The 19,813-nt window shown below is 74.7% G+C and carries 17 protein-coding genes and 1 pseudogene; 10 read left to right on the plus strand and 8 right to left on the minus strand.

Annotated elements, in window-relative coordinates; translation table 11 throughout:
• Positions 1 to 114 precede the first annotated feature (114 nt).
• Entirely contained in the window at positions 115 to 1,785 is a 1,671-nt protein-coding gene (locus ACW14Y_RS37785; RefSeq protein ID WP_456985036.1) for a sigma-70 family RNA polymerase sigma factor, read from the plus strand.
• 81 nt (positions 1,786 to 1,866) lie between these two features.
• Here ACW14Y_RS37785 and ACW14Y_RS37790 read toward each other — a convergent pair whose 3' ends face one another.
• Positions 1,867 to 2,160: a DUF1330 domain-containing protein gene (locus ACW14Y_RS37790; protein WP_380441105.1), complete on the minus strand. Its 294-nt coding sequence runs from the start codon at positions 2,158 to 2,160 to the stop codon at positions 1,867 to 1,869.
• 210 nt (positions 2,161 to 2,370) lie between these two features.
• Here ACW14Y_RS37790 and ACW14Y_RS37795 point away from each other — a divergent pair, with 210 nt between their 5' ends.
• On the plus strand, positions 2,371 to 3,273 hold the full coding sequence (locus ACW14Y_RS37795; RefSeq protein ID WP_456985037.1) for a LysR family transcriptional regulator: 903 nt from the start codon (positions 2,371 to 2,373) through the stop codon (positions 3,271 to 3,273).
• A gap of 114 nt (positions 3,274 to 3,387) precedes the next feature.
• On the opposite strand, the gene ACW14Y_RS37800 is transcribed toward ACW14Y_RS37795, so the two are convergent.
• The 3 genes and pseudogenes from ACW14Y_RS37800 to ACW14Y_RS37810 all read right to left on the minus strand — a co-directional run bounded on the left by ACW14Y_RS37800 (position 3,388) and on the right by ACW14Y_RS37810 (position 4,782).
• Positions 3,388 to 3,831: a hypothetical protein gene (locus ACW14Y_RS37800; protein ID WP_380307900.1), complete on the minus strand. Its 444-nt coding sequence runs from the start codon at positions 3,829 to 3,831 to the stop codon at positions 3,388 to 3,390.
• Positions 3,832 to 3,840: 9 nt separating this feature from the next.
• Positions 3,841 to 4,317: pseudogene (locus ACW14Y_RS37805) on the minus strand (peptidoglycan-binding domain-containing protein); the annotation flags it as partial.
• A 102-nt stretch (positions 4,318 to 4,419) separates the two neighbouring features.
• Positions 4,420 to 4,782, minus strand: coding sequence for a peptidoglycan-binding domain-containing protein (locus ACW14Y_RS37810; protein WP_380307892.1), 363 nt, complete (start codon positions 4,780 to 4,782; stop codon positions 4,420 to 4,422).
• Between the two features lie 534 nt (positions 4,783 to 5,316).
• Between ACW14Y_RS37810 and ACW14Y_RS37815 the strand changes: the two genes are divergently transcribed.
• Positions 5,317 to 5,772 carry a helix-turn-helix domain-containing protein gene (locus ACW14Y_RS37815; RefSeq protein WP_456985038.1) on the plus strand — a complete coding sequence of 152 codons (456 nt, stop codon included), beginning with the start codon at positions 5,317 to 5,319 and terminating at the stop codon, positions 5,770 to 5,772.
• A 60-nt stretch (positions 5,773 to 5,832) separates the two neighbouring features.
• Here ACW14Y_RS37815 and ACW14Y_RS37820 read toward each other — a convergent pair whose 3' ends face one another.
• The 4 genes from ACW14Y_RS37820 to ACW14Y_RS37835 form a co-directional block, all read right to left on the minus strand.
• Entirely contained in the window at positions 5,833 to 6,552 is a 720-nt protein-coding gene (locus ACW14Y_RS37820) for a peptidoglycan-binding domain-containing protein (RefSeq protein ID WP_380307896.1), read from the minus strand.
• Positions 6,553 to 6,837: 285 nt separating this feature from the next.
• Positions 6,838 to 7,917, minus strand: coding sequence for a peptidoglycan recognition protein family protein (locus ACW14Y_RS37825; RefSeq protein ID WP_456985039.1), 1,080 nt, complete (start codon positions 7,915 to 7,917; stop codon positions 6,838 to 6,840).
• A 210-nt stretch (positions 7,918 to 8,127) separates the two neighbouring features.
• Complete coding sequence (locus tag ACW14Y_RS37830) at positions 8,128 to 8,493, minus strand: peptidoglycan-binding domain-containing protein (protein ID WP_456985040.1); 366 nt, start codon at positions 8,491 to 8,493, stop codon at positions 8,128 to 8,130.
• 381 nt (positions 8,494 to 8,874) lie between these two features.
• Positions 8,875 to 9,123 (minus strand): hypothetical protein, encoded by a 249-nt coding sequence (locus ACW14Y_RS37835; RefSeq protein WP_456985041.1) that lies wholly within the window; start codon positions 9,121 to 9,123, stop codon positions 8,875 to 8,877.
• Positions 9,124 to 9,656: 533 nt separating this feature from the next.
• On the opposite strand from ACW14Y_RS37835, the gene ACW14Y_RS37840 reads away from it, so the two are divergent.
• The 7 genes from ACW14Y_RS37840 (at position 9,657) to ACW14Y_RS37870 (ending at position 19,582) form a co-directional block, all read left to right on the plus strand.
• Complete coding sequence (locus ACW14Y_RS37840) at positions 9,657 to 11,021, plus strand: tetratricopeptide repeat protein (protein WP_456985042.1); 1,365 nt, start codon at positions 9,657 to 9,659, stop codon at positions 11,019 to 11,021.
• A gap of 419 nt (positions 11,022 to 11,440) precedes the next feature.
• On the plus strand, positions 11,441 to 12,412 hold the full coding sequence (mvk, locus tag ACW14Y_RS37845) for a mevalonate kinase (protein ID WP_456985043.1): 972 nt from the start codon (positions 11,441 to 11,443) through the stop codon (positions 12,410 to 12,412).
• Positions 12,402 to 13,445: a diphosphomevalonate decarboxylase gene (mvaD, locus tag ACW14Y_RS37850; protein ID WP_456985044.1), complete on the plus strand. Its 1,044-nt coding sequence runs from the start codon at positions 12,402 to 12,404 to the stop codon at positions 13,443 to 13,445. Before mvk ends, mvaD begins: the two co-directional genes overlap by 11 nt.
• Positions 13,442 to 14,563, plus strand: a complete 1,122-nt coding sequence (locus ACW14Y_RS37855; RefSeq protein WP_456985045.1) for a phosphomevalonate kinase — start codon at positions 13,442 to 13,444, stop codon at positions 14,561 to 14,563. Before mvaD ends, ACW14Y_RS37855 begins: the two co-directional genes overlap by 4 nt.
• A gap of 76 nt (positions 14,564 to 14,639) precedes the next feature.
• Entirely contained in the window at positions 14,640 to 15,701 is a 1,062-nt protein-coding gene (locus ACW14Y_RS37860; RefSeq protein ID WP_456985046.1) for a hydroxymethylglutaryl-CoA reductase, read from the plus strand.
• Between the two features lie 2 nt (positions 15,702 to 15,703).
• On the plus strand, positions 15,704 to 16,915 hold the full coding sequence (locus ACW14Y_RS37865; protein ID WP_380392473.1) for a hydroxymethylglutaryl-CoA synthase: 1,212 nt from the start codon (positions 15,704 to 15,706) through the stop codon (positions 16,913 to 16,915).
• A 162-nt stretch (positions 16,916 to 17,077) separates the two neighbouring features.
• Positions 17,078 to 19,582: a penicillin acylase family protein gene (locus ACW14Y_RS37870; protein ID WP_456985047.1), complete on the plus strand. Its 2,505-nt coding sequence runs from the start codon at positions 17,078 to 17,080 to the stop codon at positions 19,580 to 19,582.
• Positions 19,583 to 19,813 lie beyond the last annotated feature (231 nt).

Below are 19,813 nucleotides of genomic sequence, written 5' to 3' on the forward strand. Positions count from 1 at the left end.
GGCGGCCGGCCGGGCGACCGCGCACCTCGACCTCACGACGAGGACCCCGGTGGGAGACACGACGGTCCGCCGCCGGGGACACCTCCCGGCCCGGCCGCCAACGAACGGAGCAGCATGCAGGCGCACCACGGCCCACAGCCCGGGACCGGCGGCGAGCAGGCGGCTGCCGAACAGCCGTACGGCGGCCGTCCGTCCGCCGGGAGCACCGCGGACGGCGACGCCACCCCGCTCACCGACCTGACCGACCAGGAACTGACCCCCCTGGTCCGCGACGGCAACGAGCGGGCGACCGCCGAACTGTACGACCGTCACCGCGCGGCGGTCCTGGCCCACGCCCGCGCCTGCACGCGGGATCCGCACACCGCGGAGGACATCACCGCCGAGGCGTTCACCCGGACCCTGAGCGCGCTGCTCGCCGGGGCGGGCCCGACCGGTCCGTGGCGCCCCTACCTCGTCACCGTCGTCCGCCACCTGGTCGCCGACTGGGCGGCCGAGCGGCGACGGGCACAGCCCACCGACGACGTCGAACACCTCACCGCCGCTCTTCCGACGGCCGCGAGCGGCGAGCAGACCGTCCTGCGGCGCGAGAACGACGCACTGATCGCGCGGACCTTCCACTCCCTGCCCGAACGCTGGCAGCAAGTGCTGTGGCACACGGTCGTGGAGGGCCGCGACGCCCGCCACGCCGGCTCGGCGCTGGGACTGAGCGCGAGCGGGGTCTGGTCGCTGGCCGAACGCGCCCGCGAAGGCCTCCGCGAGGCCTACCTGACGGCCCACGCGGGCCGCCCGGGCCGGTCCCCGGAATGCGACCACCACAGCGCGCAACTGGCCAGGGCCGTACGCCGCTCGGACCGGCGGACCGACCGGAAGTCCGACCGGGCTCTGGCGAACCACCTGAGCGGCTGCGCCCCGTGCCGGCTCGCCCTCGAGGACATCAAGGACCTCAACAGCCGCCTGCGCGCCGCACTGCCCCTCCTGCTGCCGCTCGCCCCGGGAAGCGGAGCGGCAGCGCTCGCCTGGCAGGCCGTGCCGGCCTCCGTCCCGACCGCCGCCGTCCCGACCGCCGCCGCTCCCGCCGCCGGCGCCCCGGCGGCCGGCCTTCTCGGTGTGCCCCAGTGGATCGCGGTCACCAGTGCCGTCGTTGTGGCCGCCGGGGCCCTCACCACCGCCGTGTACGTGCAGTCGCACGAGGACGGCGGCAGGGCGGCCGCCCGACCCTCCTCGACCGGGACCCCGTCGGGAACCGCCGCCGCGGCACCGGACCCCGTCCCGTCGCCCACCACCGCGCGCCCCACCACCGCGGCCCCCATGACCGCGTCCCCCACCACCTCGACGGCCAGGCCCTCGTCGGCCGTGCCGCCGATCGACCGCACCCGGCTGCGCATCGACTCCACCGGGCTCTGCATGGACATCGACGCCGCCGCGGAGGCCCAGCCCCACGAGGCACCCTGCACGGGAAGGCCCGCGCAGTCCTGGGACCTGATCCCCGTACCGGGGCGGAGCAGGCAGATAGCGGTGCGCAACGCGCGCTCCGGGCTCTGCCTGACCCACACCGGAACGACCGCCGACGGCGCCCCCGTCCGCCAGGCGGTCTGCGACGGGAACGCCCTGCAGGTCTGGACCCTGAACCGGACCGGGGACGGCCGGGCCGGGATCCTCACGGCCGACGGCATGCACCTGGGCCTCAAGGAGTGGGCCCGGGCCGACCGGCAGACCCACGACCCGCTGATCGCGACCTCGCCCTTCTACTACGGCTCGCCCTCGCTGCGCTTCCGCGTCGACTGACGGACGACCGGTGGGACCACGGAGGCCCCCACCCCGCGGGCCGGCCACCGTCCGATGTCCGGCGACGGTCGGGCCCGTCGGTCAGGCGACGCCTTCGACGATGCGGAAGTCGCGCTCGAAGCCGTCGGGGAGGGCCAGCATCGCCCGCTGGTACGCCTCGCTCTCGTAGGCCGCGACGGCCAGTTCGAAGCTGTCGAACTCGATCAGAACGGCGCGTCGCGTGATTCCGGCCTCGTGGGCGACGATCCGACCGCCGCTGGACAGGACCCGCCCGCCCGCGGCCCGGACGGCCGGACCGGCCAGCTCGTCGTAGGCAGCCAGTTCCGCAGGGTCGGGAACGGCGGGGTAGACACTGACCCAGTAGCCCTTGGCCATGGAAACCTCCGTAGTCGGCAGAACACGTCCACCGTCGGATCGACACTTGAACAGACACGTGAACAGACACGTGAATCGATCGATCCCGACGACGGGTACCGCGGTCGACGGAACCGTCGTATGCGCAGGCTAGGGCCCGACACGCAGCCGAGGGAAAGACCGGTTCGGGATAGGGTCAGAACGGATCGCTATCAATCGGCGGGGGGCGACGTGGCGCCGGACACCGTGAGCCTGCGCTACTTCCTGGTGCTGGCCCAGGAGTTGAACTTCACCCGCGCCGCCGCGCGGATCGGTGTCGCACAGCCCGCGCTCAGCGCCCGGATGCGCCGGCTGGAGGCGGAACTCGGTACGGCCCTGCTGGTCCGCAACACGCGCAGCGTCGTACTGACCGCGGCCGGTGCGGCCCTGGCGGAGTCCGCCCCGCCCGCGCTGGCGGCGCTGGACCGGGCCTGGGGCACCGCCCGGAGCGCGGCGAACGGCGAACTGGGCACGCTGCGCATCGGATACAGCCTCAGCACCGGGGCCGGGACGACACCGGCCCTGGTGGACAGGCTGATGCGCGACCACGGCGGACTCGACGTCGGCGCGGTCCCGATGGCGACACCGGAGATCTCCCCCGCGGTCGCCGACGGCCGCATCGATGCCGGGATCACCCGCGGTGAACAACCGGGCCGCGGCGTGCGGCGGTTGTTGCTGCGGCGTACGCGCGTCGGGGTCCAGCTGGCGCGGCACCATCCGCTGGCCGGACACCCGGAGATCGAGATCGCCGACGCGGCCGCGTATCCGCTGCGGCTCCCGGACCGCGCGGCCAATCCCGTGGTCCACGACCAGCTGTCCGCACTGTTCCGGGAGGTCCGGCCGCACCCGCGGTTCCGCACGCCCGCGGTCGCCTTCGACCTGTCGCAGCGCGACCTGCGCGACGGGGTCACCCTCGCCCCGGCCGGAGAAGCCTCGGTGGCGGCACAGCCGACCGGTCTCACCTGGCGACCGCTGCGGGGCGCGCCCGGCCTGACGATCCATCTGGTCCTCCCGCGCGAGCAGTCGCCGCTGCACCGCCGCGTCCGCGCCGTCGCCAGGACCCTGGCGCACGAGCTGCACTGGCTGGCGGACTGAGGCGCCACGGGCTCCGCTTCCGGTCCCTGCCCCGGGCCCGTGAACCGAACGGCCCCGAGGGGCACCGGACGCGTCCGGTGCCCCTCGGGGTGTGTGCTCGTGCCGGGTGGGCCGTCAGCCGGTGAAGGTCACGTCCCAGTGGCTGCCCTCGTTGGCGTAGACGTTGCCCGACGAGGAGGTGTAGAGGGTGGCGCCGTCGCCGCGGATCCCGCTGTAGGTGAAGTTGCCGGTGATGTGGCTGGTGAGGCAGCCGGCCATGGCGAAGTCCAGCTTGTAGCCGTTGGCGTGGCTGTAGGTGCCGGCGGCGTGGCCGGTCTCGGTGCCTCCGGTGATGGTCAGGCCGCAGCCGCCCACGGCGTGCTTGAGCGCGACGGCGCCGTCCGCCGAGGCGCGGCGCAGGCCGTCGAAGGAGGTGCAGCTGCTGCTGTTGCGGTTGGAGCAGTTGCCGGAGGAGGACCAGGTGATGCCCGCGGAGGAGAGCAGCGAGGCTGCCTGGGACTGGCTGAGCAGGTCGCCGCCGTTGCCGCCGCCGGTGCTGCCGCCACTGCCGGAGACCAGGGCGGACCAGGTGGCGGGGCCGACGATGCCGTCCACCGGGCTCAGGCCGGCGGACTGCTGGAAGCCGCGGACGGAGGAGTCGGTGCCGGCTCCGAAGGCGCCGTCGACGGCGAGGCTGGCGCCGCGGGCGTTCAGCTGGACCTGGAGCGCCTTGACGGCGTCGCCGTTGTCGCCCTGGCGGACGGTGACGATCAGCTTCGGCCAGGTGGCGCCGCCGACGATGCCGTCCACCGGGCTGAGGCCGTTGGCGCTCTGGAAGCTCTTGACCTTGGCCTCGGTCGCGGGGCCGAACGCGCCGTCGGCGCCGGTCGCGTAACCACGGGCGTTCAGCAGGTACTGGACGGTGGACACCTTGGCGCCCTGGTCGCCGCTGCGGACGACGGGCCAGCTCGCGGCGTGGGCGGCGGGGACGGACAGCACGGCTGCCAGGAGGGCGGCGAAGACCGCGGCCGCTACGGCCGGGAAGCGCTTCACGGACGTTCTCACTTCTGCTGAGGGGACGAGGAGAGGAGGCGAGGAGGGGAGGGGGAGGAGAGGGCGAAGGGAGGAGGCGGGGCCGTCGGCGGACGGCCCCGGGAACGGGCCGGACTACCAGGTCGGCAGGTTCTCCCAGCAGGTGTTGCCCCAGTCGTGCTCGTGGTGGACGATCACCTCCAGCAGCTGGGAGCCGGTCTGGACGCCGACCACCCCGTCCGCGTCGAGGTGGTTGGCCTTCTGGAACTGGCGCACGGCGCTCTCGGTGCGGGCACCCCAGATGCCGTCGGTCTGGAGGCCGGAGTGCAGGGAGGCGTTCAGCGCGAGCTGCACGCACTTGACGCCGGTGCCGCGGTCGCCGTAGGCGATCTCGCCGGCGGAGGGCCGCGCGCTGGCGGTGCCCGCCAGGACGGTGACGGCGACGGCGGCGGTGGCCGTCACGACGGCGGCGCGCTTGACGAGCGGGAACACGGACATGGCGTGGCTCCTGGAGAGGTGGGTGAGGACGGCCGCAACGACCGTCGGCAGCCGACACTAGGAAGCCCCGGAGCCGTCCCGCGAAGGTTTCGCGTCCCTGGGACGCCCTCCCTCGGGTGCGCGCCGGCCGGGGACGGAGGCGGAGCCGTCGCGCCTGGTCGGACGGGCTGCGCGCCGGCTCCGAAGCGCGGGCGGCGACGGCGTCCCACCGTGCCGGTCCGGGGCCCCGGGCTGTCTCAACCTGCGTGGTCCCGGTGTCTCAAACCGCAGCTCAGGGCGGTGGGGTACGTCGTACCCGTCCCAACATCCGCAAGATCGTGGATCTTCGTCCCGGGGATGTCGGACAGTGGACGGAGCCGCAGCACGCGACCCGGGGTGGGCCGTGCCGCGGGAGGGCGCACCGCGGGGGCGGGGGGCTCGGCCGCCGGGAGACCGGTACGGCCCGTGGGGACCGGCCGGCGGGAGTGCGGCACGGCACCCGGCTCCGTCGCGCGTCCTCGATCGCACAACGGAACGACCAGGGGGAAACACATGATGGACCACGTTCTTCTGTCCGGCGGCGCGTCGAAGGACCCCGCCGACCGGCTCTCCGAGGAGCTCCGGTCACTGAAGTCCGCGTCCGGTCTGACCTACGCCCGGATCAGCGAGCACACCCACTACGCGAAGTCCTCGTGGGAGCGGTGGGTGAACGGCAAGCAGTTCCCGCCGCGTGACGCCGTCGAGCGGATCGCCGCCGTCTGCCAGGCCGACGAACGGCGCCTGCTGGAGCTGTGGACCCGGGCGGAGGCCTGCCGCACGGCGGCCGCCGCGCCGGCCACCACCGGGCACTCCGGTGCGCCCGGCGACGGGGACGCCGCCTCGCAGGACCGCCGGCAGATGGCGCTGTGGTCGCTGACCGTGCTGGCACTGGCCCTGACGGCGGGTCTGGCGCGGTCCGTCGCCCAGGGACGGGAGCTGCGCCGCGGCACCCTTCCCGGCGGCGGCGCGTAGCAGGCACGACGAGGGCAGGGCCCCACCCCCGTCCGGGGTGGGGCCCTGCCCTCGTGCCGATCAGTACCAGTTGTGGGACTGCCAGAAGCTCCACGCCGAGCACGGGTCGCCGTAGCGCGACTTGATGTAGTTCAGGCCCCAGCCGAGCTGGGTGGCCGGGTTGGTCTGCCAGTCGGACCCGGCGGACGCCATCTTGGTGGCGGGCAGCGCCTGCGGTATCCCGTACGCGCCGGAGGAGGGGTTGGTCGCGTAGACCTTCCAGCCGCTCTCGTGGGTGTAGATCTGCTCCAGGCAGCCGAACTGCCCGCTCACGCTCCAGCCGAGGGCGGGGAACTTCCACTGCGCGGTGATCCGCACCGTCCGGGCGACCCCCATCGCGTTCATGGTCGCGGGGCCGGCGATGCCGTCCGAGCCGAGCCCGTGCGCCCGCTGCCAGGCGGCGACGGAGGAGGTCGTGCCCGCGCCGTAGGCCCCGTCGGCGCCGGAGCCGGCCGCGCGCTGGACCTCGGCGACCTTGTTGTGGAGGGCGAGTTCGGTCCTGGGTCCGTACGCGCCGTCCTCGTCGAGCCCGTTGTCGCGCTGGAAGCCGCGGACGGCGGCGGTGGTGGCCGGGCCGTAGTCGCCGTCGACGCCGCCGCTCGCCAGATAGCCGATCCCGACCAGATTGCGCTGGATCCAGGTGGTCGAGTCGACGGCCTGCGCCTGTGCGGGCAACAGGGCGAAGGCCACGAGTGCGAGCACGGCCGCGGCGAGGCCGCGCAGGGCTGCGATGTGTTTCACGGTCATCCCTTCCGGTGCGCCTGTCGGACGATCAGGCGGTGCCGCCCACTCTCGGGCCGGGTACCGGCGTCCCACCACGGTCCCCGGCGATCCGGGGACGTCCCACGACGGCCGGGGCCGACCTTTCGTGGCAGACGCAACGTCATGGCTCCTGCGGTGCGCGCGGCATGACGTGCCGTCCGACAGGGCGCCGCTCCCGGTACGACGCGCGGCGGCGCCGCCCGCGGTGACCTCGACCGCGGGCGGCGCCGGAGCCGTACGGCCTCGGGCCTCGGATGTCCGGGGTCAGGCGACCAGCCGGCTCCAGGTCCGGGCGTCGACCACGCCGTCGGCGGGCAGCGAGGCCGAGCTCTGGAAGGACGCCACCCCGGACTGCGTGCCGGGGCCGAAGGCGCCGTCGACCGCCACCGTGATGCCGTGCGCGACCAGTTGGCTCTGCACGGCGGTCACCGCGCTGCCCGAGGCCCCGCGCGCCAGCGGCGCGACCGCCTGGCTCCACGTCTGGTTGCCCGCGACGCCGTCCGCCGAGGAGTGCACCGTGTTCTGGAAGGCCGTGACGGCGCTGCGGGTGGCGGGACCGAACGAGCCGTCCACGGTCAGCGAGGCGCCCCGCTGCACCAGCAGGTACTGCAGGGTCTTCACCCGCTCGCCCGAGGCGCCGCTGCTCAGTACCGGCCACACCGGGCCGGTCGGGTCCCCGCCGATCCGGGCGGCCACGTCGCGGCGCAGCTGCGGAATCAGCGCGTACAGGCGGTCGCCGGGGCACTCGGTGGTGTTGAAGTCGCGGTGCCCGTAGATCTGGTAGGCCCGCAGCCCGTACTGGCGGCAGATGTGGGTGATGAGGGTGACCAGCGCCGCGTACTGCTCGCTGCGCGGGTCGACGGTGCTGTAGGTGCCCTCGTTCTCGATGCCGATCGCCACCGTGTTCTGCCCCGTGCAGTGGGCGGACTCCACGTGCTGGGTGCCGCCGGTCAGGGTGGACAGGCTGTTGTGCCGGCCCTCCGTGATGTACGCGCCGCGGCTGACGGTGAAGTGCTGGCCGGTGTCGATCCAGCCCTCGCTGTCCATCTGGTAGGTCTGCATCGACCTGGCCAGCGAGAACGCGGCGGACTGCGAGTAGTCGGTGACGTTGGCGGTCGCGGTGTGGTGCACGATCACCTTGTCCGGCGCGCCGGGCAGGATGTTGAGCGGGCCGGACGCGGGGCGGGCGCCCCAGACGGCCGTGGAGGCGATCGCCGGGCCGGTGGCGGCGCGTGCCGCCCCGGCGGGGAGCGCGGCGGAGAGCAGCGCGCCGGTGCCGAGCGCGAAGGCGCCGGTGAGCACCGAGCGGCGCCCGGGGTGGAAGGGGGTGGGGTCGGTGGTCATGTCGAGGGCTACCTGTTCCTTCGGAAGGGGAGCGGGAGGGGTGGGAGGCGCGGGGCCCGGCGGAGCACCGCTGCCCCCGCGCCTGCTGGGACGGCACGAGGGCAGCGGTGCGGCCGACCGGATCCGGTGGACGGGCGGTCGGTCGGTTCGGGCGGGTCGCCCGGAGCGGTCGTCAGAGTGGTCGTCCGGACGACCGGTCCGGGCCGCGGATCAGTAGGTGGTGGGGATGACCGTGGGGCAGAACTCGATCTGGACCAGGTTGCCCGAGGGCTTGAGGTAGCCGTAGTAGAGGGCGTCACCGGTCTTCGGACCGACGACGCCGTCCGCCGAGAGGCCCCGGTTGTGCTGGAAGTCGGTCAGTGCCGCGTAGGTCGCGTTGCCGTACTGGCCGTCGACCTCGATGTTGTACCCCGCGTTGCGCAGGCCCTGCTGCACGCAGGAGACCGCGGAGCTGTGCTGGCCGGGCTTGACGTACGGGACGCCCCGGTCGGCGTGGGCGACGCCGGCGAGCGAGGTGACGGCGACGGCGACGGCGCCGAGGGTGACGGCTCCGCGCCGGAACACGTTCTTGATCATGGAAGGCTCCCCCATCTCGGTAAGCGGTCACGGGCCGCCCCGGCGGGACGCCCCCGGGTCTGCGGTCCGTGACTCGGACACGGCCCATGCTCGGCGCCGCGCCACCCGTCCCACCAGGGACTTCCCGTCCCTGGGACGCCCCGGACCGGCCGGGGGAGAGCGGCGGGGGCGTCCCCCCTCGTCCCGCCCCCGGCCCGCCCTCCCCGTCCCTGTCGCCGCCCCCGTCCCGGCCCGTCCCGACCCCCGGCGTGGGACGCCGCTGCCCCCCGGCGGGGGGCGGGACGCGCGAGCGACCCGTCCGCGGTCCTGTCGTGGGCCGGGGCGGCGGGCCGGACCGGCCGGGGTCCGCACCCGCGGGCCCGGTGCCGGGGCGAGAGCGTCCTACGGGTGGTCGTCCCCGGCGGCCGCCCCGAACTCCGCCGCGCCCGGGGCCTCGACGTCGTCGGGCGGTCCCTGCGGTCCCGGCGTCGACGCCGGGCGGTGGTCGGACTCCTCCGTCAGGTCCTCGTTCGCGACGGGGCTCTGCGGCGGAACCGGCGACACGCTGCCGCAGTGTTCGGCGGACTTGCCGTCGAGGATCTCGTCGTCCTTCGGTGCGGATTCCCGGTCCGGGGGCCAGAATGGATTCATCGGGGGGTCCTGCATGAGCGTCAGGGCTGCCGTGAGCAGCGGAAATATCCAACGAGCCTTCACGGTCCTCCTCCTTCGAGGCATGGTTCGACTACGTACTTCTTCGGCTTTCGTGCGGGCCGGAAGAAGTCAAACCACTCGATCAGGGGGAGCTTGCCGTGAGTTCCGAGTGCTCGCCGGATTTTCCGACCCGCGTCGGTGTCGCGGAGCCTCAAGTGGAGGTTTCCGCGCCCATTGCCTCTCCCGGCCGGAAAAGCCCGGGGTGTCGACGTTTGAAGATCCGTACCCGAACTGATGTGAAATCATCGGCCGGAAACGATTGACTCCCGGGCGGACCCGGAGTCGATACCACGGCCCTCCGACGCCGGCCCGCGGCCCGTACGCCGCGGCCGGGCCGTTCAACACGTTCACACACCCACCGGCGCAGGAGTCTTGCCGAGCCTCCGCGCCAGGTATCTGATGCGGCACAACTCCACAGCCGCCCACGGCCCACCGCTCCGGCGGCCGCCGGCCCCTGCTCTCCTGGAGAGGCAATGGCACGCAACACCCCGAACCGGCATTTGAAGGAGATGCTGCTCGAGGCCGACTGGACCGCCGGCCAACTGGCCGGCTCGATCAACTCCGAAGGACGGACGCAGGGCCTGGACCTGCGCTACGACCGGACCTCGGTCGCCCACTGGCTGAGCGGCTCGCGCCCGCGCCCGCCCGTTCCCCAACTGGCCGCGATCGTGCTCGCCCGCCGCCTGCGGCGCCCGGTCCTGGCCGAGGACACCGGACTCGCCCAGGACGCCGTCGAGCCGGGCCCGGCCGCGGCGGCGGCCGGACCGAGCACGGTGGACGATCCGCTCGTGCGCCTGATCGCGCTGACCCGTGCCGACGTCCTTCCCGGCACGCGCTCCGCACTGACCCGGATGCCCTACGTCCCGCTCGCCGTGACCCGACCCGCGTGGCCGACCCCGACCGACTTCCCCGCCCAGGCGGCCGGCGACGCCGTTCAGCCGCGGAACGCCGGCGTACGGCACCTGAGGGAAATGATCGCGATCTTCGGCCGGCAGATGGACCACCACGGCGGCGGCCACGCGCGTTCCGCCCTCGTCGCCTACCTCGGCGAGGACGCGGCAGTCCTCCTGTCCCGGCCCGCCGGCGAGGCCCTGCGCCGCGACCTCCTCACCCACACCGCCCAACTCACCCACCTGCTCGCCAACATGACCGCCGACACCGACCGCCACGCACTGGCCCAGCGCTACCTGCTGACCGCCCTCGACCTTGCCCACCGCGCCCACGACCGCCGCACCTGCGCCATCACGCTGCGCGCCCTCAGTCTCCAGGCCCTGGAGCGCGGGCACCCGCACGTCGCGGCCGACCTCGCCGACGCCGCGGTCCGCACCGCCCCGCACGTCGCGGGCGCCACCCGCGCCTTCCTGCTCGCCCAGCGCGCCCTCACCCACGCCCACGGCGACCGCCGCCGCGAGGCACTGGGCGACCTCGGCGACGCCGAGCACCACCACACCCCGAGCCCCGAGGGCCAGGGGCCGTTCGCCACCTACCCCCGGGCCGGCTTCCACTACCAGCGGGGCGAGATCCTCCTCGCGCTCAACGAGCTCCCACAGGCGCTGCTGGCCTTCGAGAGCTCCGCGCGGCACCGTCCGTCCCACGACCACAGGCTGACCGCCCTCACCCAGGCGCGAAGGGCGGAGACCCTGCTCCGAATGGGCCACCTCGACGCGGCCGGCACCGCCTGGGACACCTTCCTGCAGCACTACCCGCTGCTGCGCTCCACCCGCGCCGACCACGCGCTGGGCCGGCTCCAGGCCGGCCTGCGCCCCCACGCCCGTCACCGCCGCGCCGCACACCTCCTGGAGGTCGCCCGGGCCGTGAGCCGGGCGAAGGCGCTCTGAGGGTCCGCCCCGGAGGTCCTCCCGGTCGTCCTCCCGGCGGGGCGGACGCGCGGCCCAAGGGCCGTGGCGGGGTGTCGATCGACGAACAATGTCCATGAACGGAAGCGCGAGCGTTCAACACGTTCACGACCGAGGTCGTCGACGCGGCTTCTGTTCCGACCCCGGACGCGGTCGACTGGCAGTGGGGGCGAAACCGCCGGATCCCCCGGGCCGGTGCCGCACCCGAAAACAGCGTGACCGCCCCCCGTGTGTGCCGGTCATGCCATTCCGGGCCTTTCCCCACCCCTCCGTCCCCCTCGGAACGGGTGCGCCTTCCAGGCCCACGCGCACCGGCACCCCGCGGAATTCGGAGAACACCCGAACCTGATGTCCGGAAAGGACACGACATGACACCGACCCTGGCGGAGAGATCATCAGGAATGCACCGGACCCGTCGGGTCGGCGTCGGCCGCGCGCACGCCAAGGTCGTTCTGCTGGGGGAGCACGCCGTCGTGTACGGCGCCCCGGCGCTCGCGCTGCCGGTGCCTCAACTGCCGGTCACGGCAAGCGCCGGACGGTCCTCCCGGGCCGCCGACGACCCCGACGGCGTGACCTTCGCGGCGACCGGATCCGCCCCGCCGCCCGTCGTGGGCTCGGCCTGGGACGGACTGCGTCGACTGGCCGCCGAGTACCGGGCGGCCACGGGCGTGCCCCAGGACCTGCGCCTCGACGTGGTCCTCGACGGATCGATCCCGGCCGGCCGGGGGCTGGGCTCCAGCGCGGCCCACGCCCGCGCGGTGGTCCTCGCCCTGGTCGACCTGTTCGGTGGTGAGGTCACCGAGAACGTGGTGAACGGCCTGGTGCAGGCCGCCGAGACGGCAACGCACGGCCGCTCCAGCGGAGTCGACGCGCAGGCCGTCGGCGCCTCGGCCCCGCTGCGCTTCCGGGACGGCCGGGCGCAGGAGCTGAGCGTCGGCTGCGACGGCCTGGTCGTCGTCGCGGACAGCGGCGTCGTGGGCCGGACCAAGGACGCGGTCGAGCTGCTGGCCGGGGTGTTCCGGCACCGTGCCGGAGCGCGGGAGAGCTTCGTCGACCGCGCGTCGCGGCTCACGGACGAGGCCGGGCGCGCCCTCGCCGCCGGCGTGCCGGAGGAGTTCGGGGCCCGGCTCACCGACTACCACGGACTGCTGAGCTCGGCCGGCCTCAGCACCACGAGGATCGACGCCATGGTCGAGGCGGCGCTCACGGCCGGCAGTCTCGGCGCCAAGCTCACCGGGGGCGGCCTCGGCGGCTGCGTGATCGCCTTCACCCGGCCGGAGCACGCGCGCCGGGTCGTCCGCCGGCTGCACGACTCCGGTGCCGTCCGGACCTGGGCCGTACCACTGAGAGGCTCCGGCGGCCATGCCTGCTGACCGGCCGGACACGGTCACCCCGTCGCCGGAGCGGAGCGCCACCGGGGCCGCCGTCGCCGAAGCGCATCCGAACATCGCACTGATCAAGTACTGGGGCAAGCGCGACGAGCGGCTCGTCCTCCCCTGGACCGACAGCCTGTCGATGACCCTGGACATCTTCCCGACGACCACGAGCGTGCGCCTGGCCGCGGGGGACGGGGACGACACGGTCACGCTCGACGGAGCGCCCGCCGAGGGTGAGGCGCTGCACCGCGTCCGCGCGTTCCTCGCGTTGGTGCGCGACAGGTCGGGGATCCGGCGGCGCGCCGTGGTGGAGAGCGCGAACACCGCCCCCACCGGAGCCGGCCTGGCCTCGTCCGCGAGCGGGTTCGCCGCCCTCGCCCTGGCCGCCGCCGGCGCGTACGGGCTCGACCTCGACGCCACCGCGCTGTCGCGCCTGGCCCGGCGCGGATCCGGGTCGGCGGCGCGCTCGGTCTTCGGCGGCTTCGCGGTCTGGCACGCGGGCCCGGCGACCGGCACGGACGAGAGCTCGTACGCCGCGCCGGTGCCGGTGGGGGAGGGGCTCGACCCCGCGCTGGTAGTCGCGGTGGTCGACGCGGGCCCCAAGGCCGTGTCCAGCCGTGCGGCCATGCGCCGCACCGTCGACACCTCCCCGCTGTACCGGTCCTGGGCCGCCTCCAGCGGGACCGACCTCGTCGACCTGCGCGCGGCGCTGGCCCGGGGCGACCTCGAAGCGGTGGGCGAGATCGCGGAGCGCAACGCCTTCGGCATGCACGCGGCCATGCTGGCCGCGCGGCCCGCGGTGCGGTACCTGTCGCCGGCCACGTTCACCGTGCTCGACAGCGTGCTGCGGCTGCGGCGCGAGGGCACGGCGGCGTTCGCCACCATGGACGCCGGGCCGAACGTCAAGGTGCTCTGCCGTCGCGCCGACGCCGGCCGGGTGGCCGCGGCCGTGCGCGAGGCCGCGGCCGGAGCGCGGGTCCACATCGCCGGGCCCGGACCGGGCGCCCGCCTGCTGGACGAGGACCGATGAGGACCCGTCGGCCACCGGTGGTCCGGCGCGCGCCCGGCAAGCTGTTCGTCGCGGGCGAGTACGCGGTCCTGGAGCCCGCCACCCCGGCGGTCCTGGTGGCCGTGGACCGGTACGTCACCGTGGCCGTCTCCGCCTGCCGCGAGGCCGACGTCGTCGTCTCCTCCGACCTGGGCGCGCGGCGGGTGCGGTGGCGCTGGCAGGACGGCCGGCTGGCGGTCTGCGGCGGCGACGGCGACCGGCGCGCCGGGTCGGGGCTGTCGCACGTGGTGTCGGCGATCGAGGTCGTGGGGCGGCTGCTGGCCGAACGGGGCCTGCGGGTACCCGCGTTGGAGATCTCGGTCAGCAGCCGGCTGCACGACGACGGCACCAAGCTCGGCCTGGGTTCGAGCGGCGCGGTGACGGTGGCCACCGTCGCGGCCGTGACGTCCTTCTGCCGCCTGGAACTGACGCTCGACACCCGCTTCCGGCTGGCCCTGCTCGCCACGGCGGGCATCGACGCCGCGGCCTCGGGAGGCGATCTCGCCGCCAGTACCTGGGGAGGCTGGATCGCCTACCGGGCACCCGACCGGGCCGCGGTGCTCGAACTCGCCCGGCAGCGCGGTGTGGAGAGCGCGCTGTGCGCGCCCTGGCCGGGCTTCGAGGTGCGCCGGCTGCCGCCGCCGGCCGGCCTCGGCCTGGAGGTCGGCTGGACCGGAACACCGGCCTCCACGGCCTCGCTCCTGGCCGGCCCCGACCCGCGGCGACCCTGGCGGGGCGGCCCGGCCCACCGCAGGTTCGTGACGACCACCACCGACTGCGTGCGCGCCTCGATCACCGCACTGGAACGCGGGAACCACCAGGACCTGCTGGACCAGATCCGGCGCGCCCGGCGAGCGCTGGCCCGCCTCGACGAGGAGACCGGACTGGGCGTCTTCACGGCCGGACTGACGGCGCTGTGCGACGCGGCCGAGGCCGTCGGCGCCGCGGCCAAGCCCTCGGGCGCGGGCGGCGGCGACTGCGGCATCGCGCTGCTGGACGCCCAGGCGTCACCGGCCGTCGCCGACCTCCGCCGCCGGTGGGCGGCGGCCGGGGTGCGGCCCCTGGAGATCCGCCCCGCCAAGGAGAGGAACGAGCAGTGACCGGCCGCCCGAGGACGACCGCGACCGCCCGCCGCCGAACGGCGGCACCAGCAGACCAGCCGACAGGAACCACGCCATGACCGAGGCACCGACCGCCGCCGGGATCCCGATGAGATGGGTGGGACCCCTGCGCATCTCGGGGAACGTCGCCACCACCGAGACCCGAGTCCCCATCGCCACCTACGAGTCACCGCTGTGGCCCTCCGTGGGCCGGGGCGCCAAGGTCTCCATGCTGGCCGAGCACGGCATCGTCGCCACCCTGGTCGACGAGCGGATGACCCGCTCCGTGCTGGTCGAGGCGACCGACGCGCAGACCGCGCTGGCCGCCGCCCGGACCATCAACGCCCGGACCGAGGAACTGCGCGAAGTGGTGCGCGCCACCAGCAGGTTCGCCGAACTGATCGGCGTCCGGCACGAGATCACGGCCAACCTGCTGTTCGTCCGGTTCGAGTTCTCCACCGGCGACGCCTCCGGGCACAACATGGCCACCCTCGCCTCCGACGCGCTGCTGCGCCACCTGCTGCGGACCGTGCCCGGCATCTCCTACGGATCGATCTCGGGCAACTACTGCACCGACAAGAAGGCCACCGCGATCAACGGCATCCTCGGCCGGGGCAAGAACGTGGTGACGGAACTCCTCGTCCCCCGCGACGTGGTGGAGGGCGTCCTGCACACCTCGGCCGCCGCGATCGTCGAACTGAACATCCGCAAGAACCTGCTCGGCACCCTGCTCGCCGGCGGCATCCGCTCCGCGAACGCCCACTTCGCGAACATGCTGCTCGGCTTCTACCTGGCCACCGGTCAGGACGCCGCCAACATCGTCGAGGGCTCCCAGGGCGTCACCATGGCCGAGGACCGCGACGGCGACCTCTACTTCTCCTGCACCCTGCCGAACCTGATCGTCGGCACGGTCGGCAACGGCAAGGGACTCGCCTTCGTGGAGACCAACCTGACCCGGCTCGGCTGCCGGGCCGGGCGCGAACCCGGGCAGAACGCCCGCCGGCTCGCCGTGATCGCGGCGGCCACGGTGCTGTGCGGCGAACTCTCGCTGCTCGCGGCGCAGACCAACCCGGGCGAACTCATGCGCGCACACCTACGGATCGAACGCGACAACAGGACCGCCAAGGAGAGTGCCTGACCATGCGCAGCAGCAGAACCACCGTGGGAATCCACGATCTGTCCTTCGCCACCACCGAGTTCGTCCTGCCCCACACGGCGCTCGCCGGTCACCACGGCACCGAGATCGCCAAGTACCACGTGGGCATCGGCCAGCGGGCGATGAGCGTGCCCGCCCTCGACGAGGACATCGTCACCCTGGCCGCCGCGGCCGCCGCCCCCGTCGTCGCCCGGCACGGCGCCGAACGGATCCGGACGGTCCTGCTCGCGACGGAGTCCTCGGTCGACCAGGCGAAGTCGGCCGCCGTGTACGTCCATGCACTGCTCGGACTGCCCGCCGCCGCCCGAGCCGTCGAACTGAAGCAGGCCTGCTACGGCGCGACCGCGGCCCTGCAGCTCGCCGTCGCCCTGGTGCACCGCGACCCCGCGCAGCGCGTCCTGGTGATCGCCAGCGACGTCTCCAAGTACGAGCTGGACAGCCCCGGCGAGGCGACCCAGGGCGCGGCCGCCGCGGCCATGCTGATCGGCCCGGACCCCGCGCTCGTCCGCGTCGAGGAACCCTCGGGCCTGCACACCGCCGACGTCATGGACTTCTGGCGGCCCAACTACCGTGACGCCGCCCTGGTCGACGGGCCGACGTCCGTCACCGCGTACCTCCGGGCGGTCGAGGCCGCCTGGACGGACTACCGCGAGCACGGCGGCCGGAAACTCGACGAGTTCGCGGCCTTCTGCTACCACCAGCCGTTCACCAGAATGGCGTTCAAGGCACACCGGCACCTGCTGAACGTCCTCGGGCACGACCCGGACCCGGACGGGATCGCCCGCGCCGTCGGACCGACCACGGCGTACAACTCCGTCGTCGGCAACAGCTACACCGCGTCCCTCTACCTGGGCCTCGCCTCGCTGCTCGACCAGGCGGACGACCTGACCGGCCGACCCGTCGGCTTCCTCAGCTACGGCTCCGGCAGCGTCGCCGAGTTCTTCGCCGGCACCGTCGCCCCCGGCTACCGGGACCACCTGCGCACCGCCGCGCACCGCGAGGCCGTCGCACGGCGACAGCCGCTCGACTACGCCGGGTACCGCGCGCTGCACGAGCAGACCTTCCCCGTCGACGGTGGCGACCACCCCGTCCCGCCGCAGACCACCGGACCGTTCCGCCTGGCCGCGCTCCGGGGGCACAAGCGCATCTACGAAGCGCGCTCGGAGCAGCGGTCGGTACGGACCGCCGGTCAGTGACCCCGTACCGTCCGCGCCGGGGCCGCCGGCCCGGCCCCGGCGCGCCCCCGGAGGGAGGAATGCCGAGCCGCCGCCGCGAGATCCGGTTCGATGGGGCGGGCGTCGCGGCCGAAGCGCGCCGCGCGGCGGCCACGGCCCGTCACCGCCGATCCGGGAGCCCCGTTGAGCACCACCGCACCGATCACACCCGGACGTAGGGGACTTCGCGGCGCGGCCGTCCGGGCCGCGGCCCTCCTGCTGCTGGCCGCGGCCTGCCCGGCCCCCGGCACCGCCGCGGCGGGACCCGACGGCCGGGGCCTGTCGGCGGTCCTCCGCTACACCGAGTACGGCATCCCGCACATCGTCGCCCGCGACTACGCCGGCCTGGGCTTCGGCAGCGGCTGGGCCCAGGCCCGGGACAACGTCTGCGCCCTCGCCGACGCCTTCCTCACCGTCCGCGGCGAGCGCTCCCGCTGGTTCGGTCCCGACCCCGCCCCCTACCCCCAGGGCTCGTTCGCCACCACCAACCTCGCCAGCGACCTGTACTACCGCGGCGTGCGCGACGCCGGGACCGTCGAGCGCCTCCGCGCCACCCCCGCTCCCGTCGGCCCCAGCCACGCGGTCACCGAACTGGGCCGCGGCTGGGCCGCCGGGTACAACGCCTGGCTGCGCCGCAACCCCGTCACCGACCCGGCCTGCGCCGGCGCGGGCTGGGTCGGGCCGGTCAGCGCCGTCGACGTCTCGGCGCTCGACTACTCCCTCGCGGTCCTCCTCGGGGAGGGCCGGGGCATCGACGGCATCACCGCCGCCCGGCCCCCGGCCCCCGGCAGCACCGCGTCCGCCGACCACGAGGCCCCCGCCACCGGGAAGGCCGCCCGCGGGCCGCTCGCCGCCCTCCCCCCGCCGCGCCCGGGCTCCAACGCCGTGGCGTTCCACGGTTCGACCACCGGCAACGGCCGCGGGCTGCTGCTCGGCAACCCGCACTTCCCCTGGCACGGCACGCAGCGCTTCTGGCAGTCGCAGCAGACCGTCCCCGGCGAACTCGACGTCATGGGCGCCTCCCTGCTCGGCACCGCGACTGTGGCGATCGGCCACAACGCCGACCTGGCCTGGAGCCACACCGTCGCCACCGGCGTCCCGATGAACCTCTACGAACTGGCCCTGGACCCCGCCGACCCCACCGCCTACCTCGTCGACGGCCGCCCCGAGCGGATGACCCGGCGCACCGTCACCGTCCCCGTGAAGGACGGCGAGCCCGTCACCCGGGACCAGTGGTGGACCCGCTACGGGCCCGTCCTCACCGCACTCGACACCACCGGCCCGCTGCCCTGGACCGGCACCACCGCCTACGCCCTCAGCGACCCCAACGCCGCCAACCTCCGCGGCTCCGACACCGCGCTCGCGCTCGCCCGGGCCCGCGGCACCGACGAGGCCCTGGCCGCGCTGAACCGCACCCAGGGCCTGCCCTGGGCCAACACCGTCGCCGCCGACGCGGCCGGACACACTCTCTTCACCCAGTCCCAGGTCCTCCCGCGCATCACCGACGAACTCGCACGACGCTGCTCCACCCCGCTGGGCGCCGCCACCTACCCCGCCACGGGACTCGCCGTCCTCGACGGCTCGCGCTCGCACTGCGCCCCCGGCACGGACCCCCGGGCACTCCAGCCCGGCGTCTTCGGCCCCGGGTCCCTGCCCACGCTCCGGGACGCCCCCTACGTCGAGAACTCCAACGACAGCGCCTGGCTCACCAACGCCGACCACCCGCTCACCGGGTACGAGCGGATCTTCGGCACCATCGGCACACCGCGTTCCCTGCGCACCCGCGGCGCGCTCCAGGACGTCTCCGCCCTGGCCGCCCGGGGCCGGCTGGGCGTCGGGGACCTCCAGCGCCACCAGTCCGCCGACCGCTCGACCGCCGGGGACCTCGCCGCCGCCGGACTCGCGGCGACCTGCCCCGCGGCGGTGAAGGACCCGCACGGCGCGGGCGGCGCGGGCGGTTCGGGGGGTGGGGGCGACGGGGGCGGTGCGGGCGAGGCAGGCGGGTCGGGCGGCGCGGGCGGCGGCACGGCCGACGACCTCGCCGAGGCCTGCCGCGTCCTGGCCCGCTGGGACCGGACCCTGAACACCGACAGCCGCGGCGCGCTGCTCTTCGACCGCTTCTGGCGCGCACTCACCGCCACCACCCCGCCGGAGGACCTCTGGACGGTGCCGTTCTCACCCACCGACCCGCTCCGGACCCCGCACACCCTGAACACCGCCTCACCGGCCGTCCGCCGGGCACTGGAGAGCGCCGTCGCCGAACTGCGGGCCGCCGGGATCCCGGCGGACGCCCCGTGGGGCGACACCCAGTTCGTCGTCCGCGCCGGAGACCGGATCCCGCTCCCCGGCGGCTCGGCCGAACTGGGCGTCTGGAACGTCCTCGACGCACGGTGGGACCCCGCGGCCGGCGGCTACGACGAGGTCGAATCCGGCACCGGCTACCTCCAGGCCGTCGGCTGGAACGGCTCCGGCTGCCCCGAGGCGAAGACCCTCCTCGCCTACGCCCAGTCCGCCGACCCCACCTCCCCCCACCACGCCGACCAGACCGCCCTCTTCTCCACCGGACAGTGGGTCACCTCCCGCTTCTGCGAGAAGGACATCCTGGACTCGCCCGAACTCCGGGTCGTCACCGTCACCGAACGCGACTGACCCTCCCGGACCCGGACCGGACGGGCGGCCGCCCGGAAGCGGTGGGCCGTCAGTGGTGGGCCGTCAGCAGGGAGGCCGTTCGGCCCCGAGGGGCTGACGGCATGTTCCTGACGATCACAACCCTGGACCCCGCCGGAGGCGGGCCAGTACGGTGGGCGCGCCGCTGGGAGCCCGCCCTGAGTGCCTTCGGGCCGGCCCTTCCCGGGTTGCTCGACCGTGCGCGCCACGGCG

This window comes from Kitasatospora sp. cg17-2 (assembly GCF_054031055.1).